The organism is Beduini sp., from assembly GCF_047239305.1.
Taxonomy (GTDB): Bacteria; Bacillota_I; Bacilli_A; order Erysipelotrichales; family Coprobacillaceae; genus Beduini.
The window spans coordinates 54236-70926 of the sequence record NZ_JBKTEM010000012.1 but is presented as its reverse complement, the minus strand read 5'-3'; the positions used below and the strand labels follow the sequence as shown (position 1 = coordinate 70926).

Below are 16691 nucleotides of genomic sequence, written 5' to 3'. Positions count from 1 at the left end.
ACCCCCTGTCGGTTTTCAAGACCGATCCCTTCAGCCGGACTTGGGTAAACCTCCGTCAACATTTAAATAATACATGATATTTAAAGACATGTCAATAAAAACTACCTACAACTCGTATCGATAATGCGAACACTTAATCGATAAAAGTAATGATCTGTTACATTCCCACTGTTTTGCTGACTGTAAAGAAGCTCATTTGCTTTAATATAAAAAGTATCCTCTATAGCTAAATCATTTTGTTGAGCATAGATTTTAGTCTCTTCAATATGTTTTTGAACAGTAAAACCGCAATCATAAAAATATAAACTCAGATAATACCCGGATTCAATGCAGTGATCTGATTTTTCAACTTTTCTATATAAAAAGGAATGATGATTACCGATATAATGCCCGGTAAACAATCCCTCAGTTAAATAATTTGTAATGATCATTTTTCCATTTGTTTTTTCTAAAGGCAGGATGATTTCGTAATATTCTTTAGGTTGAGAAATGATGAAGAATCCTTGATTCAAATAGGATTGAAATGTTTCATTGTTGTTTACAACCTTTTTTAGAAAAGAACGTGTGGATTGAAGCCGCAGGATTTTAGTGTCAATTTCTGCTTCTCTTTCTTTTAATTTTTGATTAAGCCGGAGATGATCAGTGTTTGTCAGATAAGTTTTAATCTCTTTTAAAGACATACCCAAAGCTTTTAGAGAAATAATCAATGCCAGCTTATCTAATTGAAAGATAGAATAATAACGATAGCCATTTTCACTTGAATAACTGGGTTTAAATAAATCAATCTCATCTGTTTTCTTTTCTTTCCAAAAAGGAACTCTTAGCATATAATAGCGTTGAGGTGAAATAAGATGAACATAGTGGTATTAACAGGGGGAACCAGCAGTGAAAGAGATGTCTCTTTATCTTCCGGAACATTGATTCATAAAGCATTGATAGAAAAAGGGCATCATGCAATTTTGATTGATGTCTGTGAAGATTTGCCGTTAATCGACAGCGAAACCCTATTTGAAAGTCAAAAGAATTTTATCGGAGACGCAGTTATTACGGCGAAGCCGTTTATATTAAATGAAAGTCATTTATCAAAAAAAGGTTATTTCGGTCAGCATGTTTTAGAAGTATGTAAAAAAGCAGATGTTGTTTTCATTGCGATGCATGGAGCAAATGCCGAGGATGGAAAGATACAGGCAGTGTTTGATTTATATGGCATCACTTATACTGGCAGTGGTTCTTTTGCCAGTGGGTTAGCGATGGATAAAGCAGTTGCAAAACAACTTTTTATGCAGAATAATATTCCTACCGCTAAAAGCATCACGATTACCAAACATGATAAGATAGAGGATATTGATATCCCTTGTGTTGTTAAGCCTTTAAACGGTGGGTCTAGTATTGGCGTGACGATTGTTAAGAATCATGCTGAGTTAGAAGATAGTTTAAAAGAAGCTTTTTTGTTCTGTGATCAGGTATTGATTGAGGACTTTATCAACGGCAGAGAATTTTCTGTGGGTATTTTAGATCGTGATGTCCTGCCAATCATTGAAATCTGTATGGAAGATGGCTTCTATGACTATTTCAATAAATATCATACTGAAAAAGTATCAGAAATCACACCTGCACCAATTGATGAAAATAAGGCGAAAGAAATGTCAGAGCTGGCTTTAAAAGCATATGATGTTTTAGGGCTGAAAAACTATGCCCGAATTGATTTTATGATGGATGAAATGGGAAATTTATATTGTCTGGAAGCAAACTCATTACCGGGGATGACGCCATCAAGCCTGCTTCCTCAAGAAGCGTTAGCAGTCGGCATCGACTTTGCCGATGTATGTGAGAAGATCGTTTGGTATGCACTGGATCACAGAGTTTGACAATTAATTAGAAAATGATTATAATCTTATCGGATGGTGATAGAGATGTTTTATCAATTATATGTAAAAAGATGCAGAAAATCAGCTCCGTACAAAAGAAAACGATGAGGCGTTGTACGGAGATAATCTATATAAAAAACACTTCATCGATAAATAGTAAAAACTGGTAGCTTGGCTATCCTTTTAAGCATACTATTTATCGTTAGATGAGTGGATAATAGAGATCATGGCAATGCGTTCATGATCTTTTGTTTTTAGGCAAAAGATAGTATTCGTCTTTTGTCTTTTTTTATTTATAAAGGAGAGAAGAAAAAATGAGTTTATTAACAGTAACGAATTTGACTCAGGAATTTGCGGATAAGCTTTTGTATCAGGACGCAAATTTTGAGTTGTATAAAGGAGAGCATGCTGGTATTGTCGGAGCCAATGGGGCCGGGAAAAGTACGCTTATTAAAATTTTAATTGAAGAATATTTACCGGACCAAGGACGTGTCCTTTGGCATTCAGGTATCAAAATTGGGCATTTGGATCAGTATGCGGTTATCGATCAGGAAGAAACGGTACTGAGTTATCTGCGTTCAACTGCCAAAGAAAGCTATGAACTGGAAGCTAAGATGTTGGATTTATATGAAAAATCAGCCATCCATCCGGATCTTTTAACGCTTGCGGGGAAATATCAGGAAGTCTTGGAAAAATCTGATTTCTATACCTTGGATGTTCGCATTGAAAAGATCGCTCAGGGATTGGGATTAAACGCTATTGGTTTAAATAAAAAAATTCAGCAGCTAAGCGGAGGGCAACGTGCCAAAGTCATTTTAGGAAAACTGCTGTTAGAAGAACCGGATGTTTTGTTGTTGGATGAACCCACCAATTTTTTAGATAAGCAGCATATTGACTGGCTAACTTACTATCTGCAAGAATTCAAAGGAGCATTTATGGTGGTTTCTCATGATTTTGAATTTTTGGATGCAATTACGACATGCATCTTTGATATTGAATATGGAACGATTAAAAAATACTATGGTTCATATTCCCATTTTGTGAAGCAGAAAGAGCATTTACAGGCGGATTATTTGCGTCGCTATCAGTCTCAGCAGGCACAAATCAAGAAGACTGAACAATTCATTCGCAAGAATATTGCAGGCAATAACTCCAAGATTGCTAAAGGGCGAAGAAAGCAGTTAGAAAGGCTGGAACGTTTAGCACCGCCGGGAACTTTAGCGATACCCAATTTCAGATTTAAAGAAAAAACAGCATTGACAAAAGATATTTTAAGTGTTGAACATTTAAGTGTAGGCTATGACTATCCAGTGCTTGAAGATATCAATCTATTGATTCATGGAGGTGAAAAAGTAGTGATCACCGGTTTTAACGGTGTAGGGAAATCAACCTTGCTAAAGACATTGATTCATGAAATTTTGCCGCTCAAAGGAAAAAGTTACTTTGCTGAGCAGGTGAGTTACTGCTATTTTGAACAGGATTTGAAATGGAAAGATTTAACCATGACACCTTTCGCTATTATTCATGAGGCATATCCTATGATGAATAATAAAGCTATTTACAGCAGTTTAGCACAGTATGGCATTAAACGTGACCTTGCGGAGAAATCTATTGGGCAGCTAAGTGGCGGGGAACAATCCAAAGTAAAGCTATGTCGTTTAGGTTTGAGTCCGGCAGACTTGCTGATCTTAGATGAACCTACCAATCATTTAGATCAGCTAACTAAGAATGTATTAAAAAAGGCATTGATTCAGTTTAATGGGAGTATTTTATTAGTCTGTCATGAAGAAAGCTTCTACCATGATTTTGCAGATCGTATCATTGAAATAGATAAACATCAATAACTTAGGGGAAAAAAGCTCCTAGGTTTTTCTTTTGATACAAACATGATATAATGTTAAACAAAAGGTGGGATAATATGTTTGATATCGATTTAAGTTACTTGAAAATAAATCAAAACAGAATAGCCTTGCTTCAAGAAATGGGGATCACGACGATTGAAGATCTGATTCGTTTTTATCCTAGCCGTTATGATGTGATCCTATCTGTGCCGCCGATATTGGTAGATGAAAAGACAATCTTTGAAGGGATTATTATAGAGGAACCAAAGATTTTCTTTATTCGCCGCAACATGTCAAGAATGACTTTTAAAGTTCAGTATCAAGATACAAGCTATTCTATCGCTATTTTTAATCGTCATTTCTTAAGAACACATTTAACTTTGGGGACAGTGGTTACCATTATTGGCAAGCTGCAAAGTCCCAACCAAGTTGTAGCAAGTGATATCAAACTGCAAAGCTTAGAAAGTTTAAAGGGATTCCACCCAATCTATAATTTAAAAAGCGGGATTACCGTAAAATCAATGAGCGGCTATATTAAAAAAGGATTGACATTCGTAGAAAAGGATTTGATTGACTTTATCCCAGAAGACTTGGTCCAGCGTTATCAGCTTCCTTATTTAAAAGAAGCCTTATGGCAAATTCATTTTCCTAAAGATGAAGTCCATTTAAAGCAAGCACTAAAATATTTGAAGTATGAAGAGTTTTTGAAGTTTCAGATGACTTTGCTTTTTATTAAAAGAAATACGCATACTATTGATGTGGGAATTAATAAAACTTTCGATATGCCGGCATTGCATCAATATATTTATGATCTGCCTTTTGAGTTAACTGAAGATCAGATTAGTGTATCCAAGGAAATTTTGCAGGATATTCAAAGCCCGCATATTATGGATCGCTTAATTCAAGGAGATGTCGGGAGTGGTAAAACGGTGGTGGCGAGCATTGCTATTTATGCCAATCACTTAGCGGGTTATCAGAGTGCCTTAATGGCACCCACTGAGATTTTAGCGTCTCAGCATTATCGCACCCTGCAAAAACTGTTTGCTAATACTTCAATGCGCATTGCTTTGCTGACAGGAAGCCTACCGGCTAAAGAAAAGAAAGCCGTTTATCGTCAAATTGAAAATTATGAAGTGGATGTCGTGGTTGGAACACATGCCCTGATTCAAGATGCTTTGCAGTTTAAAAGGCTGGGACTGGTGATAGCCGATGAGCAACATCGCTTCGGTGTGAATCAGCGTAAGAAACTGCAGGATAAAGGGGATAAAGTCGATTTACTGACGATGTCAGCAACGCCGATTCCGCGAACTGTCGCCATGGTTTTATATGGTGATAAAGACGTATCGGCAATACATACGATGCCCAGCCGAAGAAAAACTGTCAAAACAAAAGTGGTGAAGACCAAAAGCATGAAGCCGATCCTACCTCAGTTAGAAAGCTATATTAAAGAAGGCGGACAATGCTATGTGGTTTGTCCTTTAGTAGAAGACAGTGAAACAATGGATCTTCAAAGTGCGACAAAAATTTATGAAGCGATGTGTACCTATTATAAAGATAAGCTTCGTATCGGTTTATTGCATGGGAGAATGAGTGATGAACAAAAAGATCAAATCATGCAGGCTTTTATGAAGCATGAACTGGATATTTTAGTGTCTACAACGGTGATTGAAGTTGGCGTTGATGTGGAAAATGCGAACATGATAGTCATTTACGATGCTCATCGCTTTGGGTTGAGTCAGCTTCATCAGCTAAGGGGAAGGGTAGGACGCTCGACTCAGCAGAGCTATTGCTTTTTGTTTACGTCTTCAAACGATCAGGAAGCATTGGAACGCCTGACCTTCTTGGAAAATGAAACCGATGGCTTTAAGATTGCGGAATATGATTTAAAACTGCGTGGTCCCGGAGAACTGCTGGGACAAAAGCAAAGCGGACTGCCTTCTTTTTTAGTGGCGGATATCATGAAGGACTTTAATATATTAGAGCGTGCCCGCATCGATGCAGGAGAGATTATTGACCATATCGATGAACCGCAGTATTATTCGATTCGTAAATATTTAGAAAAGAAAATTGAAAAAAATGAGACTTATTTAGACTAATTTATAAAATATGATATAATGGTAGCCGAGGTGAAAGAAATGATGAATTTAGCCATAGATGCAATGAGTGGGGATCTAGGATCAAAACCCGTTGTAGAAGCAGTTAAAGAATTTGTAAAAGATAATAAAGATGTTCATTTGCAAGTGGTCGGGAAAGAAGAAGAGCTGAGCGAACTTCAATCTTTAAAGCAAGTAACGATCATTGATGCCAGAGATGTCATGGGAATGACAGAAAGTATTTTGGCAGTAAGAAGAAAAAAAGAGTCCAGCATGTTTAAAGCTGTTCATTTAGTGAAAAATAATGAAGCAGACGCCATTGTTTCATGCGGAAATACAGGAGCATATTATGCAAGCTGCATGTTGTTTTTAAAAAGAATTGAAGGTGTGGAGAAATCATGCCTGATGGCAACGATGCCGACTTACAATCGTAAAGGTGTATTGATGTTGGATGTAGGTGCGAACGCTGAAAATACGCCGGAACAGTTAACTCAGTTTGCTGTTATGGGAAGTATTTATGCTTCTTTAGTCAATGGAATCGCTTCACCTAAAGTCGCTTTGCTGAATATTGGCAGTGAAGAGAAAAAAGGAGACGAAGTTCATCAGGCAGCCTATAAGCTGTTGAAGGACTCTCATTTAAACTTCCAAGGCAATATTGAAGGAAGAGAAATATTAGACGGAGAAATAGATGTTGTTGTGACAGATGGATTCAGTGGAAATATTGCCTTGAAATCTATCGAAGGTACAGCAAAGATGGTTATGAAGCTGCTAAAAGAAACACTGATGTCTTCAACCAGTGGAAAAATTGGGGCACTCATCGCAAAAAGTTCGTTTAAATCATTGATGGATACATTTGATTATCGTTCAGCCGGCGGCGCATTGATGGTTGGATTTGATCATCCGGTAATCAAAGCTCATGGCGGAAGTGATGCCAAAGCCTTTTTAAACGCGATGCTCCTTGCTAAAACAATGATAGAAGCAGATGTGGTTTCAAAAATGAAGGAAGGATTAAATAATGAAACTGATTGATTTTTTAAATCGACATGGGATTCCTTATCAGAATCTTGCTTTATATAAAGAAGCATTCACTCATGCTTCTTATGTCAATGAACGTCGTGAGATGATCAATGACTATGAACGATTGGAGTTTATGGGAGATGCCGTTCTCCAATTATATGTTTCAGATTTCTTGTTCAAAAAATTTCCTAATGAATCAGAGGGACAATTAACAACGCATCGTGCAAAGCTGGTACGTGAAGAATCGCTGGCTCGTTTTGCCAGAGAATTAGGAATCGGTGAGGTATTATTCTTAGGTGTTGGCGAAGAAAAGAACGGCGGTCGTGACCGTGAATCGGTATTGGCCAATGTGTATGAATCTTTCATCGGTGCCGTATATCTGGATGTCGGCTCAAAATATGCTCGTAAGATTTTAGAAGAAACAATCTATAAGCATGCTAGCGATTTAGATTATGAGGATATTACGGATTATAAGACAAAGCTGCAGGAATTGATTCAGGCGGATACACGCAAGACTGTCAATTATGAATTATTAAATACATCGGGACCAAGCAATGCCCCGGAATTTGAAATTGCGGCAATGATGGATGAAATGTGCTTGGGTGTTGGTAAGGGAACCAGTAAAAAAAGAGCGGAACAAAAAGCTGCGCAGGATGCCTTAGCGAAGCTTGCGAAAACAGATTTTAAAGCTAAAAACGAAGTGTAAAAACGTGGAAACACGTTTTTTTATGGGAGGAAATATGAAAGAACCGACATTGATCATCTTAGCTGCCGGATTAGGAAGCCGTTATGGCGGATTAAAGCAGTTGGATGCCTTTTTACCGCAGGATAAAACGATCATTGAATATTCACTGTATGATGCTTATAAAGCGGGATTCAGAAAATTTGTTATTGTGATTAAAAAAGAAAATGAAGACGCTGTAAAACAAATGGTTCATCATTCTTTTGATGAGCATTTTGATATTACTTATGTTTATCAGACTCCTTGGGCAGACCGCTTAAAACCATTGGGAACCGCACATGCCTTATATTGCTGTAAAGAGGCAGTGAACGGAGCAATGGGAATCATTAACGGAGACGATTACTATGGCTATGAATCATTTGTTAAATTGTATTATTTCTTAAAAACAAAAGTAGATGCCAAGCATTATGCAATGGTCGGCTATCGTTTGGAAAATACGCTGTCTCATTTTGGTGGAGTCAGCCGCGGAATCTGCTATGAAGAAGATGGATATTTAAAAACGGTTCAAGAATGTACCGGGATTTATGATGATAATGGTCAAATAAAATGTGACTTGCCGATGACATTAAAAAGAGATCAGATTGTGTCTATGAACATGTGGGGCTTTGATGATTATATCTTTAATGAAATCGAACATTATTTACAGCTATTTTTAGAAAACGACTATAAAAATAATCCTTTGAAAGCAGAATTTTATCTGCCAGCCGTTTTTGACAGCTTAATTAAAGAAGAAAAAGCTCGTATACATATTCTTAAAAGTGATGCAAAATGGTATGGGGTTACTTATAAAGAAGACCGCCAAGAGGTTATTGACGGCATTACCCAACAGCTGGATCATTATCAGACAAACTTAGCTGAGCATGAACTTGTCTTGAAGAAAATAAAAAGCATCGCTCAACAATTTAAGATTGATGGGGAAATTGTCCAAATCTTGTTAAATCAATCGGGAAATATCAATGATACCTATCAGGTCATTACGACTAAAGAACACTATCTTCTCCAAAGAATCAATCATCATATTTTTAAAAATGTCGATGGGCTTATGAATAATATGGCATTAGTGACACAGCATCTTACCGCTATGGGGCAAACTACTTTAGAAATTATTAATACAAAAGAAAACCGATTGTATTTAGTGGAAGATGGGAACTATTATCGTATCTTTAAATTTATATTAAACAGCTTCACCTATGACCGCAGTGAAAGTATTGAGGATTTTTATCGTACTGCAAAATGTTTTGGTGCTTTCTTTAAAAATCTACGTGATTTTGATGCATCAACGCTGGTGGAAACCATACCGGACTTCCATAATACCCCTGTCCGCTATCAGCAGTTTGAAGCAAGTTTAAAGGACGGAGATCCTATACGTATTGCGGAAGCAAAAGCAGAGATTGAAGCATTGGTTGAACGCAAAAATATCAGTCATCGTCTTTATGAGCTTTATGAAGCCGGAGAGATTTTAAAGCGTGTCTGTCATAATGATACGAAGTTATCGAATATTTTAATGGATAAAACGACACGTGAACCGATCTGTGTGATTGATTTTGATACGATTATGCCCGGATTCATTGGCTATGATTTTGGTGATGCACTGCGTTCAGGTGCCAATCATACGTATGAAGATAATGCGGATTTAAGTGAAGTTTATTTTGATTTAGAATTGTTTGAAGCTTTCACTAAAGGTTTTCTGGAATCGTTAAAGGATACATTGACAATGGGAGAAATCGAGACTTTAGTAGATGGTGTGAAAGTGATCGTTTATGAGCAGACACTGCGTTTTTTAAGCGACTATTTAGATGGAGACTGCTATTATAAAACCTCTTTTCCAAGACATAATCTTATACGTGCTAAAAATCAATTGACACTTTTATTAGACATTGAAAAGAAAGAACCTTTAATGCGGCAAATTATTGAACACTATAAGTAAAACCGTAAAAAAGATAGTATAAAAGAATGTACTATCTTTTTTATATAGGGGATTTATGATATGATAATATGACAAGGAATGACAAAAAGGTATAATAGATCATCGTTGATGATTACCCTGTACTTGTATAAAAAACTTCTCTTTGTTTTATTGATGATATTGAGAAGATCACCTATAGATGGATATAAGAGGTATGGATATGAAAAATGAATGGAACGACTTAAATCATCAAAGACTGCGACTCTCTCTTGATAGTATAGCATTGCTTCTTTACTGCAGTGAGTTTTACGACTGCGATGAATTGCCGTTGAGTGTCACAGAATGGAATGATCTTGAAAAAATGCTGAGAGCTTCCCAGTTAAAGCGTCCGGCGGCATTACTGGCTTTGGAGTATGAAGCTATTATGATCAATCTGGATATTGATGAAGAACTATCACATAAGATTGCTTCTCGCAATAAGGGAATTGCCTTTTTACTAGAACAGCTTCAGCGAATGGAAAGTTTAGGTGTTCTGGTCACAACCAAATATGAAGAAGAATATCCCTATCAATTGAAGCGAAAGATGAAAAAAAACATGCCATTGATCCTATACTATAGTGGAGATATCACGATGCTGAAGGATCCGCTTGTTTGTGTAGCAGGACCGATTCGCTCAAATCGCCGTATTGATCAAAATACGAGGGCGGTGATTTCAAAGCTGAATGAAGAAGATTATACATTGATTAGCTGCGGTAACCGCGGAGTAGAAACGTTGGCGATGAAGCATCAGCTAAGAATCGGCGGAAAAGCGGTGAATTTCTTATGCGGCAATATCATTATTGAAATGAAAGAGTACCTGCGACCAATTAAAAACGGACAGATGCTTTTAGTCAGTGCAGTCTATCCTTTTGCTAATTTTGACTTGGTGCATGCAATCGATCGTAATCAGTATGTTTTTTCTTTAGCGGAGGTTGCGATCATTATGTATTCACAAATCAATTCCGGAGCCGTATGGCTGAGTGCAATGCAGAATTTCACGCAGCGTTGGACAAAATTAGCAGCAATCATGGATGATGAGTTTTATGGAAATGCGCGTTTGATCGAACTGGGGGCAATTGGCTTAACGATGGATATGATTCAGTCCCCATTGACATTATCCGAACTGCTTGATCAGGAAGAAGAAAAAATTCAAGAAACCGAAAGCTATGATCAGATATCAATTTATGAATTTTTAGGAGAACAATATGAGATTTGAATGGAAAAAATATAAATTAACATCATTGTTGATTGCGGTCTGCGTCGTTGTGTATATAATCACGGTGATGACATTTGGACGTGAGACCATGAGTGCTTCGCAGGCAATTCAAGCCGGTGGCTTTAATCCTTTGCTGATCCAATACAATCATGAATACTGGCGTTTTATAACGGCAAATTTTATTCATTTTGGTATTTTGCATTTATTAGTCAATTGCTATAGCTTGTATAATGTCGGGAGCTTTATGGAGCGTACATTTAAGCCTAAGCATTATGCATTTATCTTATTGATATCCGGTATTTTTACGAATGTGCTGCCTTATATCATGTATTTCCTGTTTGGTATTGGCACATTCAGCGTTGGCGGCGGAATCAGTGGAGTGATCTTTGGATTGCTAGGTGCCATGTGTGTCATTGCCTATCGATACAAAGGCGTTTATTATCATATTTATCGTCAGTTATTGCCGAATATCCTTTTGATGTTTGGAATCTCGATTTTATTGCCGAATATCTCTTTATGGGGGCATTTAGGCGGATTTATCGGTGGTATCCTTGCGACTTGGATAGTTTCTTATTTTATTGATAAAAAGAAGAATCAGCCTTTATATAACTAAAAACTATCCAGCTGCTTAGCTTGGATAGTTTTTATTCTTCAGTACCTAATGCTTCTAATTTAGTAAGATAAGGAGTTAAAATATCCTTCATCTGTTCAAATTCAACGAAAGATTCATTAATCGTTGTTTCTACTTCGCGTTTATAGGCTTCATTTTTTATGAATTGAACCTCATGATTATTGAACCATGTTTCTAAGTTCATTTTTAGATATTCTAATACAGTCTGTCTCATGCGTTCTGTATCTGCCTGATCATCCAGTGCATCGTAAATAACCTCGATTCCATCGATACGGTCTAGAATATATTGATATTGTCCTAAAATATCATCGAGTTCTTCTACTGAACCCATCTGAGCAAAGAAGGTTTGCATTTTTCCGTCAAAATCATCTACGATTCCTGTTGCATTGCGCTGACATTTCTTGCAGACATGTCTGTTGAATAAAATTCGCTTACCACAGTAAACGCAGCGTCCACGCCAAAATAACAGGTAGACTAATGAGAATGGAAATGTGAAAACCATTGCTAAAACAAATACTACTTTTTGCCCTAAAGATGCTTTAGGAGCCTTTGCATATGCCATCTAACCACTCCTTCTTATAAAGTTATAACACAAATAGACATTTCTTTCAACTTATTAACTATTTACTAAAGAAGAAAAAAATAAAGCGTTTTCAAATGCTGTGTTAAACTAGAAAAGCGGAGGGTTAAAATATGATTAAATTAATAGCGAGTGATATGGATGGAACCTTATTGGATGGAAACGGGGGGATCAGTCCATATAATGTAGAAATGATAAACGAAGCTAAAAAAAGAGGGATTCACTTCGTTATTGCGTCAGGAAGAGCTTATACGGATATCCTGCCGGTCACACAGCAGCATGGTGTAGAATGTGCATGTGTCACCGGAAATGGTGCTGAATATATAGATGAAAAGGGAGAACTCATCAGTTCATGCTATTTAGGAGCGAAAGAAGCCATTGAGGTAATCGAAATCTTAAAAGCATTGGATATTAAATTCATGATCTATACGACTGATAACCGTTATTCAATTGAAGCGGTAGAAAATGTGCAGGATGCCTTCATTCAGCGTTCCTTACATAAAGATAAAACACAGACTTATGAGGAAGTAAAAGAAAGATTAAAAACACGCCATTCTATTTTCAGAATGGAAGAAGCAGATGATTATCACTCATTACTGCCAACTAAAAAGATTATTAAAATTGAAGCGTTTGATATTGATACGAGTAAGATTGAAGAAGCAAAAAAACGATTGAGTGCTTTAGGCAATGTTGCCTATCTTTCTTCTTTTCCGGATAATGTGGAAATTACTCATAGTGATGCAACCAAAGGAAAAATTTTATTGAAAGCAGCGACACTGCTTGGAATTAAAGAGGATGAAGTTATGGTGTTAGGCGACAGCTTCAATGATTTAAGCATGTTTGAATTGTTTGAAAACTCAGTCGTCATGGCAAATGGTGAAGAAGAGGTCAAAAGGGTGGCAAAATATATAACGGAAGCGTATGATAAAGATGGTGTCGGAAAAGCAATTAAAAGGTGGGTGTTAGAATGAATGATGCATTGTATGCATTAATGAAAGAATTATTTGACGAAAACGAGATTCGTCCTCGTGAACAGCTGGAAGCTTTTATCAATGAAGGATTATGTAAAATAGAGACAACAATGCAGGAAGACACGATTGAAAGCCTCTTGATCTATTTTGATTTAGACGATTATATCTTTATTGATTATCTGGGAATCAATCCCAAATTTCATGGTCTTGGTTTAGGTTCAAAAGTAATGCAGGATTTTTTAGCTCGTCAAACGAAGCTGGTCTTACTTGAAGTTGAAAAAGTTGATAACGAACTAAAGCAGCGCCGTGTTAACTTTTATGAACGTCTTGGGCTTACTTTAAATGCTGGGGATTATGAAATGCAGTCTTATCTGGATCCGTCCCAAACAATTCCAATGAAAATCATGAGTTATCCAAAAGCTTTGAATGATGATGAGTTTGAAGGCTATGTAAAAAAGATAAAACATGATGTTTATCTTTTATAATTGACAAAGTCATAGATTTATGGTATAAATTTTATTGCGGCAATCGCTAGGATATCTGAGTTCCTGACGGATACCTTGGCATTCGCTAAGTTTAAGAAAAAAGGAGAAAACAAATGTTAACTAGAGAAGAAAAAACAGCTATCATGAAAGAATATGCTACTAAAGAAGGAGATACAGGTTCACCAGAAGTACAAATCGCTGTATTAACTGCTGATATCAACAAATTAAACGGTCACTTCAAAGTGCATAAAAAAGATCATCATTCAAATAGAGGTTTATTAAAGAAAATCGGTAGAAGAAGAGATTTATTAAAATATCTTAAAAATAAAGATATCGAAAGATATGCTGCTTTAATCGAAAAATTAGGATTAAGAAGATAATCCTTCTAGGACATCGCTCTGCGATGTCTTTTTTATTAACGATAAGATTTATTTCAATTTTGTTTGGATTAACATAATAAAAATGCTATAATGTATTTTGAGAAAAAATGAGGTGAAAAAGCAGATGTCAAAACAAGTATTTAGTATAGATTTTTATGGAAAAAAATTAACAGTAGAAACCGGAGAACTAGCAAAACAAGCCAATGGTTCTGTTTTAGTACGTTATAATGATACCGTTATTTTATCAACAGCTGTCGCAGGGAAAGAACCAAAGGATGTTGATTTTTTCCCATTGACAGTAACTTATGAAGAAAAATTGTATTCTGTAGGAAAGATCCCGGGAGGATTTTTAAAACGAGAAGGACGTCCTAGTGAGCATGGAACACTAACAGCGAGAATGATTGACCGTCCGATTCGTCCGTTATTTGCGGATGGATTCCGAAATGAAGTTCAGATCGTGAACACTGTATTATCTGTAGATCAAGATGCAACACCGGAAATGGCGGCTATGTTTGGGGCGTCTTTGGCGTTGTGTTTATCTGATATTCCATTCAATGGACCTATCGCCGGAGTAACTGTTGGCTATGTAAATGGGGAATTTACAGTCAATGCCGGACCGGAAGAAATGGAAAAAAGTGAAATTCACTTAGAAGTAGCAGGAACAAAAGATGCTATCAACATGGTAGAAGCAGATGCTAAAGAAGTAAGTGAAGAAGTTATTTTGGAAGCATTAGCTTTCGGACATGAAAAAATTAAAGAATTAATTGCTTTCCAGGAACAGATCGTTATGCAATGTGGAAAAGCAAAACAAGAAATTCCTTTATTTACATTGGATCAGGCGATTGTCGATGAAGTGACTGCCATGGCTTATGACCGTATGAAAACAGCTGTCAGTATTCCAGGTAAGTTAGAACGCTATGGTGCTATCGATGATTTGATGGCAGAAGTAAAAGCGGACTTTGAAGCACGTGTTTATGATAGTGAAGACAATAAGAAATCTGTCTTAAAACAAGTGGGAATTGTTCTGCATGATCTAGAAAAAGAAGAAGTAAGACGTTTGATCACAGAGCAGAAGATTCGTCCGGATGGAAGAAAATTAGATGAAATTCGTCCTTTGGATGCACAGGTGGATTTGCTGCCGCGCGTTCATGGTTCAGCTTTATTTACTCGTGGCGAAACACAAGTGTTATCTGCCTGTACATTAGGCGCTATGGGGGAACATCAAAAAATCGATGGTCTGGGATTAGAAGATCAAAAACGCTTCATGCATCATTATAACTTCCCGCCTTATTCAGTTGGAGAAACTGGAAGAATGGGAGCACCGGGAAGACGTGAGATCGGACATGGGGCTTTAGGAGAGAGAGCTTTAGCTCAAGTCATTCCTTCTGAAGAAGATTTCCCATATACGATTCGTGTCGTATCAGAAGTATTAGAATCAAATGGTTCATCCTCACAAGCTTCAATCTGTGCCTCTACAATGGCCTTGATGACGGCTGGAGTTCCTATTTCTGCACCTGTTGCGGGAATTGCTATGGGACTTGTTAAAAAGGGGGATGACTATACAATCTTAACCGATATCCAGGGGATGGAAGATCACTTGGGAGATATGGATTTTAAAGTAGCCGGAACAACAAATGGGATCTGTGCTTTGCAGATGGATATTAAGATCGATGGAATTACTCAGGAAATCTTGAAAGAAGCCTTGGCACAAGCAAAGATCGGACGTGAACAGATCATGAAAACAATGCTGGATGCAATCAGTGAAGTAAGACCTCAGTTATCTTCTTATGCACCAAAAGTATTCCAAATGCATATTGATCCTGATCAAATTAGAGACGTTATTGGTCCTGGTGGAAAAATGATTAATGAAATCATTGAAAAATCAAATGATGTTAAGATTGATATTGAACAAGATGGACGTGTTGTCATTTATCATACCGATCAAAACGCAATTAATACAGCAGCAAAACTAATTGAAGCCATTGTAAAGAAAGCCCAAAAAGGTGAAATTTATGAAGCTAAAGTGGTTCGATTAGAAAAATACGGAGCTTTTGTTAACTTGTTTGAAGGGACAGACGGATTGCTTCATGTATCTCAGATTGCTCATGAAAGAGTAGCAGCACCTTCTGATGTATTAAAATTAGGAGATACTGTCCGTGTTGTCGTTACAGATATTGATGAAAAGGGACGTGTCAATGTTTCAGCAAAAGCATTGCTGCCTAAACCCGAAAAGAAAGAACCAGTTAAAAAAGAAGAAGCAAAGCCAAATGAATAATATTATCTTGGCTTCTCTTTCTCCCCGCCGCCGTGAATTGTTAAGTCAGCTGGGAGTACCTTTTAGGGTTGAGAGTGCAAATATTGAAGAAGTAATGGACGATCGCCTGCCTTTAGATTTACGCTTAGAAGATTTGGCGTATCAAAAGGGATTGCCGATTGCCCGTCTTCATCCTCATGCGATTGTGATTGGAGCAGATACGATTGTCTGTTTCCATGATCAGGTATTGGGTAAACCAAAAGATTATCAGGATGCTAAGCGTATGCTTTTGATGTTTTCCGGAGAATCTCAATATGTCTATACCAGTGTCACAGTACTTCAAGAGGAAAAAAGAGTTAGTTTTACCAGTAAAACAGAAGTGGTTTTTAGAACCTTGGATGAAAAACAAGTAGAAGCATACTTAGCCTATAATGAATGGCAGGATAAAGCGGGAGCTTATGCGATTCAGGGCGCTGGTAATATGCTTGTTGATCATTATGTGGGTGATTTCTATACAATTGTCGGATTGCCAGTGGAACAGCTGCATAAGGTTTTAAAAGAAGAATTTGATATAGAAGCCTGATTCATTTCAGGTTTTTTTCTTTCAAAAAACGGAATTTATTTTTTATTCCTATTTTAATGTGATAGGATTCTAAGCATAAGGGGGA

The 16691-nt window shown here is 37.0% G+C and carries 15 protein-coding genes; 13 read left to right on the top strand and 2 right to left on the bottom strand.

Annotated elements, in window-relative coordinates; all coding sequences use genetic code 11:
• Nucleotides 1–101 precede the first annotated feature (101 nt).
• Nucleotides 102–827 carry a MerR family DNA-binding protein gene (locus ACLRVU_RS13160; RefSeq protein WP_412892197.1) on the bottom strand — a complete coding sequence of 242 codons (726 nt, stop codon included), beginning with the start codon at nucleotides 825–827 and terminating at the stop codon, nucleotides 102–104.
• 24 nt (nucleotides 828–851) lie between these two features.
• Between ACLRVU_RS13160 and ACLRVU_RS13155 the strand changes: the two genes are divergently transcribed.
• From ACLRVU_RS13155 to ACLRVU_RS13120, 8 genes are all read left to right on the top strand, one after another.
• Nucleotides 852–1868 carry a D-alanine--D-alanine ligase gene (locus tag ACLRVU_RS13155; RefSeq protein WP_412892196.1) on the top strand — a complete coding sequence of 339 codons (1017 nt, stop codon included), beginning with the start codon at nucleotides 852–854 and terminating at the stop codon, nucleotides 1866–1868.
• 314 nt (nucleotides 1869–2182) lie between these two features.
• Nucleotides 2183–3712, top strand: coding sequence for an ABC-F family ATP-binding cassette domain-containing protein (locus ACLRVU_RS13150; protein ID WP_412892195.1), 1530 nt, complete (start codon nucleotides 2183–2185; stop codon nucleotides 3710–3712).
• A gap of 74 nt (nucleotides 3713–3786) precedes the next feature.
• Nucleotides 3787–5805, top strand: a complete 2019-nt coding sequence (recG, locus tag ACLRVU_RS13145; RefSeq protein WP_412892194.1) for an ATP-dependent DNA helicase RecG — start codon at nucleotides 3787–3789, stop codon at nucleotides 5803–5805.
• 42 nt (nucleotides 5806–5847) lie between these two features.
• On the top strand, nucleotides 5848–6831 hold the full coding sequence (plsX, locus tag ACLRVU_RS13140; RefSeq protein ID WP_412892193.1) for a phosphate acyltransferase PlsX: 984 nt from the start codon (nucleotides 5848–5850) through the stop codon (nucleotides 6829–6831).
• Nucleotides 6818–7525: a ribonuclease III gene (gene rnc / locus ACLRVU_RS13135; protein WP_147553346.1), complete on the top strand. Its 708-nt coding sequence runs from the start codon at nucleotides 6818–6820 to the stop codon at nucleotides 7523–7525. Before plsX ends, rnc begins: the two co-directional genes overlap by 14 nt.
• A 34-nt stretch (nucleotides 7526–7559) precedes the next feature.
• Nucleotides 7560–9488: a phosphotransferase gene (locus ACLRVU_RS13130; protein ID WP_412892192.1), complete on the top strand. Its 1929-nt coding sequence runs from the start codon at nucleotides 7560–7562 to the stop codon at nucleotides 9486–9488.
• 199 nt (nucleotides 9489–9687) lie between these two features.
• The gene (locus tag ACLRVU_RS13125) at nucleotides 9688–10722 is read left to right on the top strand and encodes a DNA-processing protein DprA (protein WP_412892191.1); all 1035 of its coding nucleotides are present in this window, start codon (nucleotides 9688–9690) and stop codon (nucleotides 10720–10722) included.
• Nucleotides 10712–11335: a rhomboid family intramembrane serine protease gene (locus ACLRVU_RS13120; RefSeq protein ID WP_412892190.1), complete on the top strand. Its 624-nt coding sequence runs from the start codon at nucleotides 10712–10714 to the stop codon at nucleotides 11333–11335. Before ACLRVU_RS13125 ends, ACLRVU_RS13120 begins: the two co-directional genes overlap by 11 nt.
• Before the next feature lie 31 nt (nucleotides 11336–11366).
• On the opposite strand, the gene ACLRVU_RS13115 is transcribed toward ACLRVU_RS13120, so the two are convergent.
• Entirely contained in the window at nucleotides 11367–11915 is a 549-nt protein-coding gene (locus ACLRVU_RS13115) for a hypothetical protein (RefSeq protein ID WP_147553338.1), read from the bottom strand.
• Nucleotides 11916–12046: 131 nt separating this feature from the next.
• On the opposite strand from ACLRVU_RS13115, the gene ACLRVU_RS13110 reads away from it, so the two are divergent.
• The 5 genes from ACLRVU_RS13110 to ACLRVU_RS13090 all read left to right on the top strand — a co-directional run bounded on the left by ACLRVU_RS13110 (nucleotide 12047) and on the right by ACLRVU_RS13090 (nucleotide 16606).
• Nucleotides 12047–12904 carry an HAD family hydrolase gene (locus ACLRVU_RS13110; protein ID WP_412892189.1) on the top strand — a complete coding sequence of 286 codons (858 nt, stop codon included), beginning with the start codon at nucleotides 12047–12049 and terminating at the stop codon, nucleotides 12902–12904.
• Nucleotides 12901–13389: a GNAT family N-acetyltransferase gene (locus ACLRVU_RS13105; RefSeq protein WP_412892188.1), complete on the top strand. Its 489-nt coding sequence runs from the start codon at nucleotides 12901–12903 to the stop codon at nucleotides 13387–13389. The genes ACLRVU_RS13110 and ACLRVU_RS13105 overlap by 4 nt, the downstream gene beginning before the upstream one ends.
• A 113-nt stretch (nucleotides 13390–13502) precedes the next feature.
• Nucleotides 13503–13769, top strand: a complete 267-nt coding sequence (rpsO, locus tag ACLRVU_RS13100; RefSeq protein ID WP_147553331.1) for a 30S ribosomal protein S15 — start codon at nucleotides 13503–13505, stop codon at nucleotides 13767–13769.
• A 124-nt stretch (nucleotides 13770–13893) separates the two neighbouring features.
• The gene (gene pnp / locus ACLRVU_RS13095) at nucleotides 13894–16044 is read left to right on the top strand and encodes a polyribonucleotide nucleotidyltransferase (protein ID WP_412892187.1); all 2151 of its coding nucleotides are present in this window, start codon (nucleotides 13894–13896) and stop codon (nucleotides 16042–16044) included.
• A complete protein-coding gene (locus ACLRVU_RS13090) occupies nucleotides 16037–16606 on the top strand; it encodes a Maf family protein (RefSeq protein WP_412892186.1) in 570 nt (189 codons plus the stop codon). Before pnp ends, ACLRVU_RS13090 begins: the two co-directional genes overlap by 8 nt.
• The last annotated feature ends 85 nt before the right edge of the window (nucleotides 16607–16691 follow it).

Bases quoted from the DNA above. Each gene is read 5' to 3' on its own strand.
- ACLRVU_RS13125 (WP_412892191.1), top strand. From the start codon at position 9,688: ATGAAAAATGAATGGAACGACTTAAATCATCAAAGACTGCGACTCTCT.
- ACLRVU_RS13150 (WP_412892195.1), top strand. From the start codon at position 2,183: ATGAGTTTATTAACAGTAACGAATTTGACTCAGGAATTTGCGGATAAG.
- ACLRVU_RS13160 (WP_412892197.1), bottom strand. From the start codon at position 827: ATGCTAAGAGTTCCTTTTTGGAAAGAAAAGAAAACAGATGAGATTGAT.
- ACLRVU_RS13105 (WP_412892188.1), top strand. From the start codon at position 12,901: ATGAATGATGCATTGTATGCATTAATGAAAGAATTATTTGACGAAAAC.
- ACLRVU_RS13155 (WP_412892196.1), top strand. From the start codon at position 852: ATGAACATAGTGGTATTAACAGGGGGAACCAGCAGTGAAAGAGATGTC.
- pnp (WP_412892187.1), top strand. From the start codon at position 13,894: ATGTCAAAACAAGTATTTAGTATAGATTTTTATGGAAAAAAATTAACA.
- recG (WP_412892194.1), top strand. From the start codon at position 3,787: ATGTTTGATATCGATTTAAGTTACTTGAAAATAAATCAAAACAGAATA.
- ACLRVU_RS13110 (WP_412892189.1), top strand. From the start codon at position 12,047: ATGATTAAATTAATAGCGAGTGATATGGATGGAACCTTATTGGATGGA.
- ACLRVU_RS13130 (WP_412892192.1), top strand. From the start codon at position 7,560: ATGAAAGAACCGACATTGATCATCTTAGCTGCCGGATTAGGAAGCCGT.
- rpsO (WP_147553331.1), top strand. From the start codon at position 13,503: ATGTTAACTAGAGAAGAAAAAACAGCTATCATGAAAGAATATGCTACT.
- plsX (WP_412892193.1), top strand. From the start codon at position 5,848: ATGAATTTAGCCATAGATGCAATGAGTGGGGATCTAGGATCAAAACCC.
- rnc (WP_147553346.1), top strand. From the start codon at position 6,818: ATGAAACTGATTGATTTTTTAAATCGACATGGGATTCCTTATCAGAAT.
- ACLRVU_RS13115 (WP_147553338.1), bottom strand. From the start codon at position 11,915: ATGGCATATGCAAAGGCTCCTAAAGCATCTTTAGGGCAAAAAGTAGTA.
- ACLRVU_RS13090 (WP_412892186.1), top strand. From the start codon at position 16,037: ATGAATAATATTATCTTGGCTTCTCTTTCTCCCCGCCGCCGTGAATTG.
- ACLRVU_RS13120 (WP_412892190.1), top strand. From the start codon at position 10,712: ATGAGATTTGAATGGAAAAAATATAAATTAACATCATTGTTGATTGCG.